This window comes from Methanosphaera sp. BMS, assembly GCF_003268005.1.
Taxonomy (GTDB): Archaea; Methanobacteriota; Methanobacteria; order Methanobacteriales; family Methanobacteriaceae; genus Methanosphaera.
Genome location: NZ_CP014213.1, coordinates 792,649 through 809,538 on the forward strand (window position 1 = coordinate 792,649; position 16,890 = coordinate 809,538).

Annotated in this window: 13 protein-coding genes; 9 read left to right on the forward strand and 4 right to left on the reverse strand. The window is 34.5% G+C overall.

What is annotated here, in order from left to right; all coding sequences use genetic code 11:
• Window positions 1–54 precede the first annotated feature (54 nt).
• Complete coding sequence (locus AW729_RS02805; protein ID WP_112123666.1) at window positions 55–1,608, forward strand: flippase; 1,554 nt, start codon at window positions 55–57, stop codon at window positions 1,606–1,608.
• 160 nt (window positions 1,609–1,768) lie between these two features.
• On the opposite strand, the gene acs is transcribed toward AW729_RS02805, so the two are convergent.
• The 3 genes from acs to AW729_RS02820 all read right to left on the reverse strand — a co-directional run bounded on the left by acs (window position 1,769) and on the right by AW729_RS02820 (window position 7,624).
• Window positions 1,769–3,868 (reverse strand): acetate--CoA ligase alpha subunit, encoded by a 2,100-nt coding sequence (gene acs, locus AW729_RS02810; RefSeq protein ID WP_112123667.1) that lies wholly within the window; start codon window positions 3,866–3,868, stop codon window positions 1,769–1,771.
• A 233-nt stretch (window positions 3,869–4,101) separates the two neighbouring features.
• The gene (locus tag AW729_RS02815; protein WP_112123668.1) at window positions 4,102–6,255 is read right to left on the reverse strand and encodes a Tex family protein; all 2,154 of its coding nucleotides are present in this window, start codon (window positions 6,253–6,255) and stop codon (window positions 4,102–4,104) included.
• Window positions 6,256–6,478: 223 nt separating this feature from the next.
• Complete coding sequence (locus AW729_RS02820) at window positions 6,479–7,624, reverse strand: CapA family protein (RefSeq protein WP_112123669.1); 1,146 nt, start codon at window positions 7,622–7,624, stop codon at window positions 6,479–6,481.
• A 239-nt stretch (window positions 7,625–7,863) separates the two neighbouring features.
• Between AW729_RS02820 and AW729_RS02825 the strand changes: the two genes are divergently transcribed.
• The 6 genes from AW729_RS02825 to AW729_RS02850 all read left to right on the forward strand — a co-directional run bounded on the left by AW729_RS02825 (window position 7,864) and on the right by AW729_RS02850 (window position 14,296).
• Window positions 7,864–9,555 (forward strand): glutamate--tRNA ligase, encoded by a 1,692-nt coding sequence (locus AW729_RS02825; RefSeq protein WP_112123670.1) that lies wholly within the window; start codon window positions 7,864–7,866, stop codon window positions 9,553–9,555.
• 64 nt (window positions 9,556–9,619) lie between these two features.
• Window positions 9,620–10,855, forward strand: coding sequence for an LL-diaminopimelate aminotransferase (locus AW729_RS02830; protein ID WP_112123671.1), 1,236 nt, complete (start codon window positions 9,620–9,622; stop codon window positions 10,853–10,855).
• Between the two features lie 576 nt (window positions 10,856–11,431).
• Window positions 11,432–12,151: a hypothetical protein gene (locus AW729_RS02835; protein WP_112123672.1), complete on the forward strand. Its 720-nt coding sequence runs from the start codon at window positions 11,432–11,434 to the stop codon at window positions 12,149–12,151.
• 3 nt (window positions 12,152–12,154) lie between these two features.
• Window positions 12,155–12,787 carry an IS200/IS605 family accessory protein TnpB-related protein gene (locus AW729_RS02840; protein WP_112123673.1) on the forward strand — a complete coding sequence of 211 codons (633 nt, stop codon included), beginning with the start codon at window positions 12,155–12,157 and terminating at the stop codon, window positions 12,785–12,787.
• Window positions 12,788–13,471: 684 nt separating this feature from the next.
• Window positions 13,472–13,678: a histone family protein gene (locus tag AW729_RS02845; protein WP_112123674.1), complete on the forward strand. Its 207-nt coding sequence runs from the start codon at window positions 13,472–13,474 to the stop codon at window positions 13,676–13,678.
• A 402-nt stretch (window positions 13,679–14,080) separates the two neighbouring features.
• Entirely contained in the window at window positions 14,081–14,296 is a 216-nt protein-coding gene (locus AW729_RS02850; RefSeq protein WP_112123675.1) for a hypothetical protein, read from the forward strand.
• A gap of 64 nt (window positions 14,297–14,360) precedes the next feature.
• Here the strand turns inward: AW729_RS02850 and AW729_RS02855 are convergent, their stop codons facing one another.
• The gene (locus tag AW729_RS02855; protein ID WP_112123676.1) at window positions 14,361–15,008 is read right to left on the reverse strand and encodes a queuosine precursor transporter; all 648 of its coding nucleotides are present in this window, start codon (window positions 15,006–15,008) and stop codon (window positions 14,361–14,363) included.
• Window positions 15,009–15,201: 193 nt separating this feature from the next.
• On the opposite strand from AW729_RS02855, the gene AW729_RS02860 reads away from it, so the two are divergent.
• Together AW729_RS02860 and AW729_RS02865 are read left to right on the forward strand one after the other, a co-directional pair.
• Complete coding sequence (locus AW729_RS02860; protein WP_162685750.1) at window positions 15,202–15,942, forward strand: S9 family peptidase; 741 nt, start codon at window positions 15,202–15,204, stop codon at window positions 15,940–15,942.
• 128 nt (window positions 15,943–16,070) lie between these two features.
• Window positions 16,071–16,874 carry a hypothetical protein gene (locus AW729_RS02865; protein ID WP_112123678.1) on the forward strand — a complete coding sequence of 268 codons (804 nt, stop codon included), beginning with the start codon at window positions 16,071–16,073 and terminating at the stop codon, window positions 16,872–16,874.
• Window positions 16,875–16,890 lie beyond the last annotated feature (16 nt).

Genomic DNA, 16,890 nt, shown 5'->3' on the forward strand with positions numbered 1-16,890 from the left:
TGTTAAATTTTGATTATTTAATATTAATATTTTAAGCAGATAGGAGGTAGGTATTTGTCTGATAAAAAATCTAAACTAGCAGCCGGAAGTATAATAACAATGCTTGGTTCGGTTATTCTTAGATTAGGCGGATTTATTTATCGTTTTATATTGAGTAGATTACTTACAACTGCAGAATATGGAATTGTAGGATTAACATTACCTTTCCAGAATACCTTTATCATAGCGGCTTCAGGTGGTATACCACCGGCAATAGCAAAATACGTATCTCAGTACAAGGCCGTTGACGATAAGGAAATGGTACATCAGATATCCGTTACAGGTATGAAGCTGATGGTATTTTTAGCCATAATAGCGGCAGTGATAATGCTGATTATATCAGAGCCTGTAGCCATAAATATGTGGCACAAGCCGGAGGCAATATTGCCTTTGAGACTGGTATCATTGATTATACCGTTTAGTGTAATTGTCGGAGCCCTGAGGGGTATATTCCAGGGTTTCTATAATATGCAAGATTTGTTTTACAGTAAGTTTATTGAACAGATAGCTACTTTGATTCTTGCATCAAGTCTGGTATTCATCGGTTGGTATGCTGCGGGAGCAGTTTTAGGTACGGCATTAGGGTTTATGGTATCATTGTTCGGATCATATTATCTTTATAAAAGGGACATCAAGGATGTCTACTTGAATGATGAATATGAAAAGATTTCATTTAAGGAAGAAACAAAGATAATGATTCAAATTTTTAAGTTTTCAATTCCGGTGGTAATATCCGGTATAGCGGAGATTATACTTTATGACTCAGGAACATTCTTTATAGGCATGTTCTTACCGGCACTCTTTGCAGGTCTGTATACCAATGCAACGGCCATCAGCCGTATACCATTGATAATAGCCAATTCCATCTCGGTATCAGTATTGCCTGCTACAAGTGAAGCAGACAGCTTATCCGATAGTAAGTTGCTTAAGATGTATATACACCAGGCATACAGATATACGTCATTAACATCACTACCTGTTACTGCATTTATAATATCATATTCAATGCCACTTCTGTGTTTATTATTCGGTGATAACTTTGCAGCTGGTGCTGGAGCATTAAGTATCTCAGCCAGTGGGATGTTTTTCTTCTCAATGTACCTGATAGCCAGCAGTATGTGTCAAGGATTGGGCAAACCTTCATTTCCAATGTATTCACTGATTGTCGGAGCTATAATCAGTGTGGTTAGTTGTGTAGTTCTAATACCGCTTTATGATATTAGAGGAGCATCCGTATCCACTGCATTTGCAACATTTATATTGATGGTCATGACGATTTATGAAGTCACTAGGTTAACGAAGATACATCCACCATACAAGGATTTGGCTAAGATTCTTGTTGTCACGTTTATCATGATGACAATAATGGATTTTGCACCTCAAACATTAATTGGGATGATTGTTGGTGGAGCGATTGCCAGTGTTATCTATGTTGTCCTAATCGTATATCTTAGGGCTATTAAAAGTGAGGATATGGTATTTATAGAACATATCGTTAATAAAACCGGGCCGCTCAAAAAATACTTGAACAAAATAGTTGTTAAAATAAATAATTATATTGAAAGTTAAAAATAATACTTTTAATATATTACTCTTTTTTTATTAAATCTTTTTGAAAATCTTATTTGATTAATAGTCAATAGGATTACATTTAAAATATTTTTAAATGAATAATCAATTATAAGTTAAATGGTAAAAAATAGCTTTTAAAAAGAAAGATGAAGGAAGGTTATAATTTGATTTTTATATCCAGTGCACTGGATCCTTCTTCATAACAGAATACTGGATTGATATCCAATTCTTTGATTTCAGGGAAGTCTAATGTTAATCTGGTTACACGTTTTAATGTATCTTTAACTGCTTCAATATCACATGGAGCATCTCCACGGTAACCTTCTAAGAGTTTACTTACTTTTGTACTGTTGATTTGTTCATCAATAGCATCTTCAGTAATTCCATAACCTAATTTGAAGTTTACATCATTAATGAGGTTTACATAGATTCCACCCATACCAAATCCTATGATTGGACCAAACTGTGCATCACGAAGCATACCTATTAGAACTTCCTGTCCTTTAGGCATCATTTTTTGAACTTCCACACCGTCAGGTACGACATCTGGATGTGCTTCTTTTGCTCTTTGGATGATTTCTTCAAAGGTTTGTTCAACTTCCTCTTTGGAGTTGATGTTTACTTGTACTCCACCAATATCTGTTTTGTGTAATATCTTATCGGATGCGATTTTCAGTACTACAGGATATTGCATTTCTTCAGCTGCCTGACCTGCTTCCTCTTTGGTAGTTGCAAGTACTATAGGAGCTGCTGAGATACCGTATGCTTTTGCTACTTGATATGCTTCGGAACCGATTAATGCATCTTTTCCACTGGCTTTTACGGATTCAATAATTTTTGCTGCTTCATCCTTGTTGATATCTGATAGACCATCCAATGCTGATTCATGTGATTTTTGTTTTATTTCAGTGAATGCTGCCATTCCTTTAAGAGCGGTTACTGCTGTTTCCGGGAATACGAATGTTGGAATGTTATGTTCACGTAATACAAGGTTTTCCTCTACGAATGTAGGTCCACCCATGTTTACTACCATGATTGGTTTGTCGAATCTGTTTTTAGCGTCAACTATTGCTTCTCCCACTTCCTTAGGTTTGTAGGATGCTGTTGGACATGCCATGATAATGGCACTGTCAATGTAGTCTTCTGCAAGTACGATTTCAAGTGTTTTTTCATATGCTTCTGGTGATGCATCTCCCAGTACATCTATAGGATTGTGAACACTACCCTCTTCCGGAATAACTTCCCTTAGTTTTGCCATGGTTTCGTCTGTTAGTTCTGCTAATTGAAGTCCTTCCTCTTCTATTTTATCGGCGGTCAGTACTCCTCCACCACCGGCGTTTGTTATTACTGCAATGTTTTTACCTTTTGGTAAATCAGTTTTTGAAAATGCTGTTCCAAGGTCAAATAGTTCCTGCATTGATCTTGCTCTCATTACACCACAGTTTTCAAATGCTGCATCGAATGCAAAGTCATTACCTGCCAATGCACCTGTGTGTGATGATACCGCTTTTGCTCCTGCCTGTGAAGAACCTGATTTAATGAGTATTACAGGTTTTTTCTGTGTGACCTTTTTCATTACTTCTATGAATCTTTCTCCTTCACTGATTCCTTCGAGATATCCTAGGATAACATCTGTTTTATCATCATCTGCCAGTTGTTCTATTACATCTATTTCTGATACGTCTGCCTTGTTTCCCAGACTTACTACCTTACTGAATCCTATTCCTTCAGATACACTCCAATCTATAATTGCAACAGTCATTGCTCCACTTTGTGATACGAATGCAATGTTTCCAGGTTCTGGCATTATCTGTGCAAATGATGCGTTTAGTGGTGTGTGTATATCTAAACTTCCAAGACAGTTAGGTCCCTGGATGTTCATGTCATATTTTTTAGCTATTGCGGATAATTCCTCTTCGAGTTTTACACCGTCTCCACCTACTTCTTTGAATCCTGCAGTTAGAACTATGACATTTTTAATTCCTCTTTGTTCACATTCTTCTAAGGAAGCGTTAGTAAACTTTGAAGGTATTGCTACAACTGCTAAATCACATTCTCCTTCTATATCTAAAACTGATTTATATGCTTTTAATCCTAATATTTCACCATCTGCTTTGATGTTTATAGGATATATTTCTCCCTGATAACCACAGGTTTTTAAATTATCTGTAACTATGTAACCTAGTTTTCCTTTTTGACTTGATGCGCCTATTACAGCTACACCTCTTGGATTGAATAATCCTGTGAGATCTTTCATAAACATTTCTCCAAATTAATTATTTTCTTTCATATAACATAAAACAAACTCAAAAAGTATTTTGTTTTTTCTTTATGTATGAAAGTTCCATGATTAATCATTATAATATGATTATCATGTATTAGATGGTTATATTTTTATCACTATAGATATATATACTTATTTCAAATATTATACCTATGATAATTGCTATGTTAAAAAAAGTTTAAAAAAAGAATTGAAAAATATAAAATTTAAAACTTCATAGTCAGGCTAATCCTATTTTTTTCATAATCCACTGATAAAACCTTTACAGTTACTATGTCTCCAACGCTGACAACATCCAGCGGATGTTTTATAAAGCGAGTACTGGACAACTCCGAGATGTGTATTAATGCATCCTGATGTACTCCTATATCCACAAATGCACCAAAGTCAACCACGTTACGTACAACACCCTCAAGTATCATGTCCTCCTTGACATCTTCAATGTCCAGAATATCAGACTTCAACTGTGGAGTATTGAGCTCCTGTCTAGGATCACGTCCCGGCTTTTTAAGTTCGTCAAGAATGTCCCTTAACGTCCACTCTCCAACATCCAACTCGTTTGCAAGTGCTTCGATATCGTCAACCTTAATGTCAACTCCACCATTTTTAACATCCCTGAGGTCATATCCGTATATTGTCAGCAGTGCCAATGCTATATCATATGACTCCGGATGTACACATGTACTGTCGAGTATATTCTTTGGAGTGTATATTCTCATGAATCCGGCACACTGCTCGAATGTTTTTGCTCCCAGACCCGGAACCTTCAAAAGCTGATTTCTATCGACAAATGAACCGTTTTCCTCCCTGTATTTAACTATGTTCTTTGCTATTCTAGGTGATATACCGGCGATATGTTCCATCAATGCACTGCTGGCTGTATTTAAATCTATTCCAACACTATTTACGCTTCTTTCAACAACACCATCCAAGGATTCGGAAAGCTTCTTGGGATTCATGTCATGCTGATACTGTCCCACACCTATTGATTTTGGATCGATTTTTACAAGTTCAGCCAATGGATCCTGAAGTCTTCTGGCAATGGATATTGCCCCACGCTGCGTTACGTCATACTCCGGAAACTCCTGACTAGCATAATCACTGGCCGAATAAACGGATGCACCTGCTTCATTTACTATTGCATATTCAACACCGGTTCCCTTAATTATTTTTGATATGACCTCTTCGGATTCACGTGAAGCGGTACCATTACCAAGTGCTATCAGGTCTATATCATATTTGTCAATCAAATCCCGTACTATTTCAATCGTTTCATGTACCTTTTTCTGTGGCTCAGTCGGATATACAACAGCAGTATCCAATACCTTACCGTACTCGTCGATTACTGCCAATTTACATCCTGTCCTGAAGGCGGGATCCCATCCAAGTACTCTTTTGTTTACGATTGGTGCCTGCATAAGCAACTGTTCCAGGTTCTTTTTAAATACCTTTATTGACTTGTCCTCTGCAACGTTGGTAAGAATATTTCTTATTTCACGTTCAATTGCAGGTGCTATCAATCGTTTATATGAATCCTTTATGGCTTCCCTTATAAATTCAGTGGTGTACTTATTTGTCTCCAGTTTATTAGGATTATCAGAGTAGTTGATTAATACCTCATCCTCAAGGAAAAACTGAATATTCTTTAGCGGTGCCTCGATTTTTACCTTGAGTATTCCTTCCTTTTCGCCACGATTTATTGCCAGAATTCTATGCTGAACTATGTCTGATATGTTTTCATTGTAGTTATAGTACATGTCATATACTGATGATGACTCCTTATCCTTTGCTTCAACTGAAAACATACCACGCTTTATGGTAATGTCCCTTATGAATCGTCTGAAGTATGCCTTGTCGGATATCATATCTGCGATGATGTCATTGGCTCCCTGTTTTGCCTCTTCTATCGTTGTCACCTCATCGTTGAGGTATTGACGTGCTTCCTCGTCAATTGAATGGGTTAACTGCTGGTCATATATGGTTAATGCCAATGGCTCCAGGCCCTTATCCCTGGCCTTTGTTGCTCTTGTCTGTTTTTTCTGTTTATATGGCCTGTATAAATCCTCCAATTCCACCAGGGTTAAGGCATCATTTATCTCTTTTTCCAGTTGAGCCGTGAGTTTTCCCTGTTTTTCAATGTTGTTTAGTATTTGACGTTTTCTTTCTTCCAGTTTAACCAGGTAATTTAAACGTTCGGATAATTGTCTTAATGTATCATCATCCAAACCGCCGGTTGCCTCTTTTCTGTATCTGGCAATGAAGGGAATTGTGTTGTCTTCATTTATTAATGTAATTGCCGCTTGGGCTTGCCATGACTTGATATCCAGTTCATTGGCTATTGTTCGTTCTATGCTTAACATTCATATCACTTTTAGTGTAAATATTATTTAATAATAATTATAGTTATATTTATCATAAAATTATTGTCTATCATTATTATGTTATATAGTTACTATTTTAAAAATTATTTGGATGTGGAGAAAAATGGGTTAATTACCATTATACAAAAAAAATATTTAAATATAAGTTAGTTAAAAAGGGGAGGATAGGAGTTAATTAATCTAGATAAACTAGATTAATGATTTATTTAGAATTAAATAATGAGAACTTTGAAGTGGTTTCATTATCCAGGCTGTAATGTATTACACCCCGTCCGTCATCAGTTCTTTCCATACTATCACATTGAGGATTCAATTCATCAAGTAAAGCATTGGCACCGGATGAATCCATAAACTGAGGTAAAAATCCGCTGACATAAATCGGGTATAATGTAGCGGTTACATTTGTCTTGTCAAGGTCAAATCCTACAATATATCCTACATGTGTATCCGACCTGCTTTGATCGAATATGGTATTACCCAAGTTATAATAGATTGGCTTGTTCTTGTATAACTCGACACCCTGGGTTACGTGTGCATGTGCACCTACAACCGCATCAGCTCCGGCATCAATCGCCTTATGGGATATGTTTATCTGCATATCATTTGGACTTCTGGAGTATTCATTACCATAATGCATATATACCAATACAAAGTCAGAGCCATTCTCCTTGGCCTCTTTTATTTGTTGAGGTGAAGTTTCATCATCCCATGCGGAGTAGCCGGGACTATCATCCTTGGCTATAGGCATTACTTCCTGCGAATATTCCTGGAAGTTATCGCTATCCATATAGTTGAATATTGTAATTTTATACCCATTTTTTTCAATTACTGCAGGTTTTGATGCTTCCTGTTTGTTTTCACCAACACCGATATGGGTGATTCCATTTGCGTCCAAGTTTTTCATGGAATCCCTCATACCCTCAACACCATAGTCAAACAGGTGATTGTTAGCATTAGCGGATATAACCGTACCATTTGTACCGTTAATCAAAGGTATATATTCAGGACTTGCCTTCAATGGAACATCACCCTTAACGGCATTTGAGGATGTGGTAAATGGATTTTCAGTATTTACAAGCAGAATATCACTACCCGATGTTACATTGGATATATATCTAAATGGGCTTTCATCAAGTGATAATACGGCGGGCGTATTTCTACCGAACATTAAATCTCCCGTTACAACTATTGACAGATTACTTCTGTTATCATTAACTATTGTCATGGATTCCAAGTCACTCGTATCACCCATCAATGCATGCAAATATGGACTATCCAGGGCTACAAGCAGTATTCCCAGTAATATGATCAATAGAATCAATAATATTAACTTATTTTTAAATTTCAAATTATCACGACATATTTAAATACTATAAATATATCTATGATTATTTAGATAAAAATACTTTCTCTATTAATTATTAATTTTAACAAAATATTTTTCTCTTAGGTAGTTTATTCCAATATCATATCTAAATTTTTTTATAGCTTTTAAAACATATATTATATTATAATAAAAAAATATTTTAATTATAAAATTTATTTTTACATTATTATCTTAAATTACATATTAACAGGAGGCTATCAATGGATATTGAAGAAACTATTTATAAATATGCTTTAACCAATGCAGTTGAACATGGAAACAGTTGTCAAACGGGTTCCGTTATTGGAATGGTCATGAGCAGACATCCGGATATGAGAAAAGATCCTAAAACTGTAAGTCAACTGGCAGGAAAACTGGTTGCAAAGGTTAATGCAATGAGTCCCGAAAATCAGCAAGAGGAACTTGACAAGTTGGGTGGATTGGAAGAACGTAAGAAACAGGAAGAAAAGCCTAAGGGACTGCCTGAACTTGAAAACGCTGAAGGTAAAAATATAACCCTCAGATTTGCACCAAATCCGTCAGGTCCACTGCATATCGGTCATGCAAGAGCAGCAATATTAAACATGCTATACAAACAGAAGTATGACGCTAAGCTTATTCTAAGAATTGAGGATACCGATCCAAAACGTGTTGAAGTTGATGCATATGATTTCATACCTGAAGACATCAAGTGGCTGGGTATCGAGGCCGATGAAATATACACACAAAGTGACAGGCTGGACATCTACTACGAATATGCAAGAAAGGCCATCGAGATAGGTGCGGCTTATATGTGTACATGTGACGGTGGAGACTTTAAAAAGCTCAAGGATAACTGTGAAGCATGTCCGTGCAGAAGTCATAGCGTTGAAGAGAATCTTGAATTATGGGACAACTTTGATTCCATGAAGGAAGGTGAAGCCGTTCTACGTGTCAAGACCGACATAAATCATAAGAATCCGGCAATTCGTGACTGGGTTGCAATGAGAATTGTTGACTATGAACATCCTAGACTGGGAAATAAATACAGAATTTATCCTATGATGAACTTCTCCGTAACCGTTGATGATCATCTCATGGGAATGACACACGTTTTAAGGGGAAAAGACCATCTTGCAAATAGTGAAAAGCAACGCTACTTATATGAACACTTCGGATGGGAAGTACCTGAATTCATCCACTACGGCCGTCTTAAAATGGATGATGTTCTCTTGAGTACCTCAAAGGCAAGAGAAGGTATAGCTGACGGCACCTATAGCGGATGGGATGACCCTAGACTGGGAACCATAAGGGCCATAGCAAGACGTGGAATCAAAAAGGAAGTACTGTATGAATTGATTGAAGAGATTGGTCCAAAACAGGCAGACGCTACAATAAGCTGGAAAAAAATCTATGGATTAAACCGTAACATCATAGAGGAAGAAACCAACAGATACTTCTTCATCCCGGAAGCAGTCAAAGTGGACATAGAAGACCTTCCTGATGACATGAAGCAGCTATCAGTCAAACGTGAACTGCACTACAACCAACCGGAAAAAGGATTCAGAACATTAAACTTCAAGGGCACAGCATACATACCAAAGGATGACTATGACATAGCAGTCAATAAGAACAAGCCACTAAGACTGATGGATCTGGTCAACATCAAAATAGATGAGAACACCTGCAGATATGAAAGTGCTTCACTGGAAGATGCACAGGAAAAACATGCAAGGATAATCCAATGGACACCAACACAAGACAGCATCAAGGCATGTGTAGTAATGCAGGACAATACAAAAGTAAACGGATACATCGAGTCAGACGCCAAAGAATTAAAAGTGGATGATAGGGTACAGCTTGAAAGATTCGGATTTGCAAGAGTAGATAGCGTATCCGATGATGAAATAACATTCTATTACACACATAACTAAAAAAAATGATGTTTGTAATAAGGATACTTAATAAGAAAATATATAAAAATATGGATGTGAAAACATGGCAGTAAATGTAAATGAATATTACAGCAACATACAAAACAATTACTTATTTGTAGAAATAGCAAGAAGAGTAGAAAAATATCAGGAAGAAAATCCTGATGCCGATTTAATAAAAATGGGTATAGGGGACGTGACAAGACCACTGACAAAGACAGTCATCAAGGCATTCCATGATGCAGTAGATGAAATGGGCCAAGCCGATACCTTCAGAGGTTACGGTCCTGAACAGGGATATGACTTTTTAATTGAAGACGTTATAAAAAATGACTTTAACCCACTGGGAGTTGAACTTAAAAACAGTGAAGTATTCATAAGCGACGGAGCAAAATGTGATACAGGTAACTTCCAGGAATTATTCTCACAGGACAACATAATAGCAGTAACAGATCCGGTATATCCTGTATACGTTGACAGTAACGTAATGGCAGGCCGCAGCGGAAAAATAGGCGATGACGGATTCTATGAAAATATAGTATATCTTCCATGTACCTCAGAAAACAACTTCGTACCGGCCTTACCTGAGGAAGACGTAGATATCATCTACTTATGCTTCCCAAATAACCCTACAGGTACAACATTAACCAAAGACCAGTTAAAGGTATGGGTGGACTATGCAAAAGAAAACGATGCACTCATACTATTTGATGCGGCTTACGAAGCATTCATTTCAACAGATAATGTTCCACATTCAATCTATGAGATTGAAGGAGCCAAAGAAGTGGCAATAGAATTCAGAAGTTATTCCAAAGTAGCCGGTTTTACAGGTACACGCTGTGGTTACTGTGTTGTACCTGAAGAAGTTTACGTGAAAAATGAAGCGGGTGAAGACGTGCAGCTAAATCCATTATGGAACAGAAGACAATCCACAAAATTCAACGGTGTATCATACCCAGTTCAAAGGGCGGCACAGGCAATATACACCCCAGAAGGTAGAAAGGAAATCCAGGAAAACCTTGACTACTACATGAAAAATGCAGCGGTAATCAGAGAAAGCCTCGAATCAATAGGCCTTGAAGTATACGGTGGAATCGATTCACCTTACATCTGGTTTAAAACACCTGAAAACATTGACTCATGGACATTCTTTGACATACTGCTGGATGAAGCCAATGTAGTAAGTACACCAGGTGCAGGTTTCGGTCCTAGCGGTGAAGGATACATCCGATTAACAGCATTCAACACCTATGAAAAAACCGTTGAAGCAATGGACCGTATATCAAAATTAGAATTTTAATTCTAAATACTAACCTACCTTTATTATTTTTTTAGTAAAGTAATGAACAATCATTACTTAATTCTATTTTTAAATTGATTTACACAATTACCTTCACAAAATATAGTTGCAATAGCTTTAAACATATATTATAGAGAATGGGACAATAATTCTGTTTAGATGTTTTTTTAGCTAGGATTTTCTTATTATTATGTTCATAATTATCAAATATAACTTGATATTATGTTTAATATATAATAGAAAATTATTTTTATTCTCATGAGTGTTGGCATAAATTATGTTTTTTCACTCTTGAGTAATACTTTTATACACTTACTAATTTATTAGTATCTGTTTTAGTTAAAATTTAAAATAATTATATTATTAATACTTATCATGACTCCCCTTTGAATACTTATCATATGCTCTCATTTTATTTATATAGTATCTATGAATAATATAATAATATAATCATGTAATATGTTATGTCTTTATAATGGGGGACTGTTATGAATGTTTATTGGGGAACATTTTGTTAGATATTATGTGATTATGTTTATTCAGTGATTATAAAGGAGGTGAACTAAGATAAGTATTATGTCTGATGATTGTGTTTTATTAACTCAAAGTGTTCTTATTCGTGGTCTTACTAAGAAACAATATAATGTTTTGGTGGATATTTCCTTGAAACTTAACTCTTTGAGAAATTGTGCGGTGGAAAAGACGCCATTTGTTAAATCTACTGACAGAAAGCATTTTAAGAAAATAAATTTTAAATCAATAATTAGCAAGGTCAAAGAGGAATTTAAGATGGAATATTCTTTTGTTCAGGCTCATTTAGCTAATGCTGCTATAAAAAAGCATGTTGAATCATTCAATGAATATATTGAGTTGAAAAATAAAAAAATTGATGGTAAATACAATCGAAAGGTTAATCCGCCTAAAAAACATGAGAATTATCGACTACATAACATTATAATTCCGAAAGAATCTATTACTTCTTCTAAAAAGAAGCTAAGAGAGGGTTTTATAGAATTACCCTTAAGTAGGGAGTATAAGAAAGTGTTGGAATCAAAGAATTGTAGACCTAGAATAAAAATTCCTGAGAATATACGAGATAAAAAGATTATTCAAGTGGAAATCATTCCTATAAATAATGGAAAGATGTTTAAGGCAAATTTCACTTATGAAGCTGAAAAAGAGCCATTGGATTTGGATAAGGATAAAATTATGGGTATTAATCCTGGTGTAAATAATTTTGCAACAATTATTACAACCGAAGGGCCTCACGTGCAATTGTGGACGGGAGAAAATTAAAAAATCAAATATACTTCAAAATGTAAGAAAACAGCACACTACCAATCAATACTTAATAAACAAGGACGTAAAACATCCAATAGAATCCAAAAAATAAACCAAAAATTCAAAAACATACAAGACAACTTCCTCAACCAAACAGTAAACTTCATCATAAAAAAATGCAAACAACAAGATATAGGTACAATTGTGCTTGGATACAACAATAATTTCCAGCACAAGACCAATATAGGAAAAAAACAAAACCAAATATTTTCACACATAGCATTCAAACAATTCAAACAAAAACTAGAAACACGATGCCAAATACACGAAATAGACCTGATAATACAGGAAGAATCATACACAAGCCAAAGCAGCTTCCTAGATGAAGACATACTCCCAAAATACCAAGAAAAAAAAGACGCTGAAAACAAGGGGGATAAAAAAAAGAAGGATAAAAAGAAGGAAGATAAAGTTAAATATGAATTTAAGGGCAATAGAGTCCAACGTGGATTATACGAAACACAAAATGGAAAAATTATTAACGCAGATGTAAACGCTGCAGCCAATATTATACGAAAATGTAAGCATAGGTTCAATTTTGAGCTATTGTGTAAGTGGGTCCAGACTACTCCGTATAAAATCAAATTATAACCAAGACATCCAGATATATAATAGGTGCGGTATAAAAAAAATGTTTATCCCTTATTGTCCATTATTGTTATTATCATATGTTTGTCGTTATTTGATTTGAACAAAGGCAAAAGAGAGTATTCCATGCAGTATGATTATTTCTGGGTTTTAAATCTTTTATAATAAAAGAAAGAAAGGTTGTACTGTTTATTGTTTACTTGCTTTAAAATGAAAAAATGGGTGTATTATAAAATATATGTTTATGGAAGTTTTTTTTTCTTCTTGACTTATATGAGTAATACTTTTTTTTGTTTTAAAATACTTTTGGCCAAGTCTCTCTCATAGTAAAATAATTGTCGTACACCCTTGTTGTCGGGTTTTTTTTATCTTGTTTTTGAACTTATTTTTTTGCCTGGTTTGTGTTATTTTTTTTGTTATTTTTATTAAAAATATACAAAAAGTATATATATTTAAATATTAATATATACATTATATATTATTATTTAATATTTTTTAAAAATAATAATATGAATTGTTAATATTAACAGAACATTATATAAAAAATTTTAAAATTTTTAAAAATAATTACACATCTTTATATTAAAAAAATAAGAATTTTAATAGATTTTTTTAAAAATTCCATTAAAATAAAGCGAATCTTTATATAATAGAAGTTTAATATTAATATTAAGGAGTTGATAAAAAATGACAGAAATACCAAAAGCACCAATTACAAGAATTGTAAAAAATGCAGGTGCAGAAAGAATTAGTAAAGATGCAGAAGAAAAATTTGTTGAAGCAGTAGAAGCTTACACAGCCAAATTAGCTGAAGCAGCAATCGATTTAGCAAAACACGCAGATCGTAAAACTATTCAACCAGATGATGTAGAATTAGCATTAAAACATTTCTAAACACATCTTTTATCTAGATTTAAATAATTATATTTAATTTCTAGATTAACCCTTTTATTAACTAATTTTTTAAAAATTATATTTCTTGATTACCTATTGTGAATCAGTCATCATATCCCACTATAAAATAATTCGCTTATTATCGTAATTTATCAGAATATATTACATTTATTTTTAAGCTCATTAAATATATATTTTATGCTGACGATTCAATTTCACATTGTTTATTGATTGAAGACTTTGTTTATAAAAATACTGATTTTAAAAGCTTTGATAGAAAAAGTATTAAGATACGACCTTATTTTAAGAAAAAGTAATAAATACTTATAAATACTTATTAAATAATAATATTATATAAAGTAGTATTAACTTTAAAAAATCATTAAGCACATGGGTGATTGTATGATTAATGAAGAAATAATATATAATTATGTAAAAAACTATAAAAACATCAAAGAAGAGGACATCATAAATATAATATACTTCGATAGTCCAGTATCAATAACAAAACAACAAATAAAAAACATATTAACTCACTTGGTAAGCCAAAAACGATTGACCATCAAAGAAAACAATGGAAAGATAAACTATTGTGTAAACACCACACAAATAACATAACCTCCCCATTTTCATTTTAAAAATAAAAAAAATGGATAAAAGAAAAAAAGTTTTACCAAGTTAATTATGCAGTTATATGACTTGGTGCATCCTTGCTTGTCCAGTCAACCAGCATGGCTATAAACGGTTGAGCAACACTTATCCATATCACGCTTATAATAAATGTACTGAATATGATAATTATCATGTCAAACCATGGGACAAGTCCGAAATAACATCCGACAACCATTATCGTATCATCTACAAGTTCACTGAATGCTACAACCAACCAATTTTTCACCCTAAGATATGATTTGCCCCTGTTGACTATTGTCGTTAATCTTGCATTGGTCAGATTACCGATAAGATAACTGATATAAGCAAAGATCAATATTCTAGGGGTTTGTGTAAATACAAATGCCAAGCTGGAGTCACCCGTATAATATGATGGTGACGGCAGGAATATCTGTAAAACTGTCATTGCAACAAATAATATATCAGCTGCAAGTCCTAACATAATTGTTTTTTGTGCTATTTTTTCACCATATACTTCTGCAATGACGTTGGTTAAAACATATACCAGTGGATATATAAGTACTCCTGCAGGAGCCTCCATATGTACGTAGGGTATTTCCATGATTTTAACCGTTGTCAAATTAGCTATAATAAAAGCTACACAGAAGAATACTGTTAGTATTACTCTTTTTTCTGTATAATCAAATTCGAAATTCATAATATCTACCGATTAGATTTTTTTTACAAATAAAAATATGTTTTACGAGTATATAAATATAAGAAGCCATTTTTAAAGCATTATTTAAGAATAGTCAAGAAATTAAATGGAATTTGATTTGCACATTTGAAGAAAAGATTATTTAACAACATCGGTATAAACCTATATGTAATAACAAATGAAGGATAAGCAAATGATTGAGCAAGTAAGAATAGGTAACAATGAAGATTTGATATATGGATTATTATACCTGCCTGATAACATGAAAGACAATAAGTATCCTCTGGTAATATTATCCCATGGATTGTCATTGAATCATACGTTCATGAAGCCATATGCAGAAAAACTGCAAAAAGAGGATATCATAGCATTCATATATGATTTTCGTGGTGGCGGCTACGGTTCAAAAAGCGGTGGCAAAATAAGTGACATGACAATTGACGGTGAAAAGGAAGACCTGATAAAGGTACTTGATTACGTAAAAAGATTAGAATGCATAGACAACAATAGAATATACCTGGCAGGCCACAGTCAGGGAGCACTGGTATCAAGTCTTGTGGCAGTTGACGTTGAAGGCCAAATCGGTGGATTATTCCTGTTTGCACCTGCATATGTCATACCCGATGATATGAATGAGGTTGTAAGACGAGAGAAAAATGTTCTTAACCTTATGCCTGAACACTTGGGAAGCAAGTACATGGAAAGTGCCAGAAAAATAAACCTATACGATGACATCAAGGACTTTAATAAAGACGTTTACATATTCCATGGAAAGAAGGATGAACGCGTACCCGTAAGATATGCAATGGAGGCCGACCGGGCCTATCCAAATTCCCGACTGATAATATATCCCAAGGAGGAACATAGATTTAGTGATGATACAAAGAATGATGTTGTACGAATAATCAAAGAGAAAATCAGTCAAACAAATTGAACGATTAATCCCCGCCACTTTTTGACTACTTATAAGGCCAAATAAAATAAATAACTTAAATAATAAATATATTAGTAGAACATTAGATAGCTATTTGAAAGAGGTAAATTTTTTTAGGAGAAATATTTATGGTTAATCCAAATAAAAGAATTAAAAGGCCTGACGGTTTAGGCGAATTGTTTAAATACCACATGGATGAGGATGAGAATATCCATACCATACCGATAAAAAAGTCGATCAAGGACAACTACGTATACATTTACCGGGCCATCAATGATGAGGACTATTACATATCTGATGATGAGACATGCTTCTTCTTTAAGGAAATAGTATATGACAATGAGGTGGTGGGATTTTCAGCATATCGTTCAAGCAGTATCGACGAGCAATCGCTGGTCATGCAGCACATCTACATCCTGCCGGAGTTCAGGGGAAACAGCTTACTTGAGGAGGAACTTGATGAGGCAACGATGCTTTTTGACAGCAATATCATCATACAGTCACCCAACAGGTATGTAATCGAATCACTTATAAATCATAAACTGGCAAGGGTATTTGACGACAGGATAGTCATATCACGAATGGCATTCATGATTCCGATGCTGTCACAGGATGAGGTTGATAAGGGATGTTACCTTGAGGATTATGATATTGAAAAGACCAATGGACTAAGCAAGGTATCATTGATATATGACTTGGATTTATGTGCGGTTGTTGGATTGGCCCAGCAAACGGATGATGACTCCGATGGGGATGATGAAAGTAACTTCGACAACATGAGCCTGGCACGTAAGGTGGATGATAAGGACTTTGACTGTCTGGAGAAAAGAAAGAATGATGAATGGTTAAATAGTGGAGAGTACTTTGATAAAGTCCGAAGCGTAGTGGATAAAAACGATGAAGTCATACAAAACTGGTTAACCTTACTATAAACTCCCACACACTCTT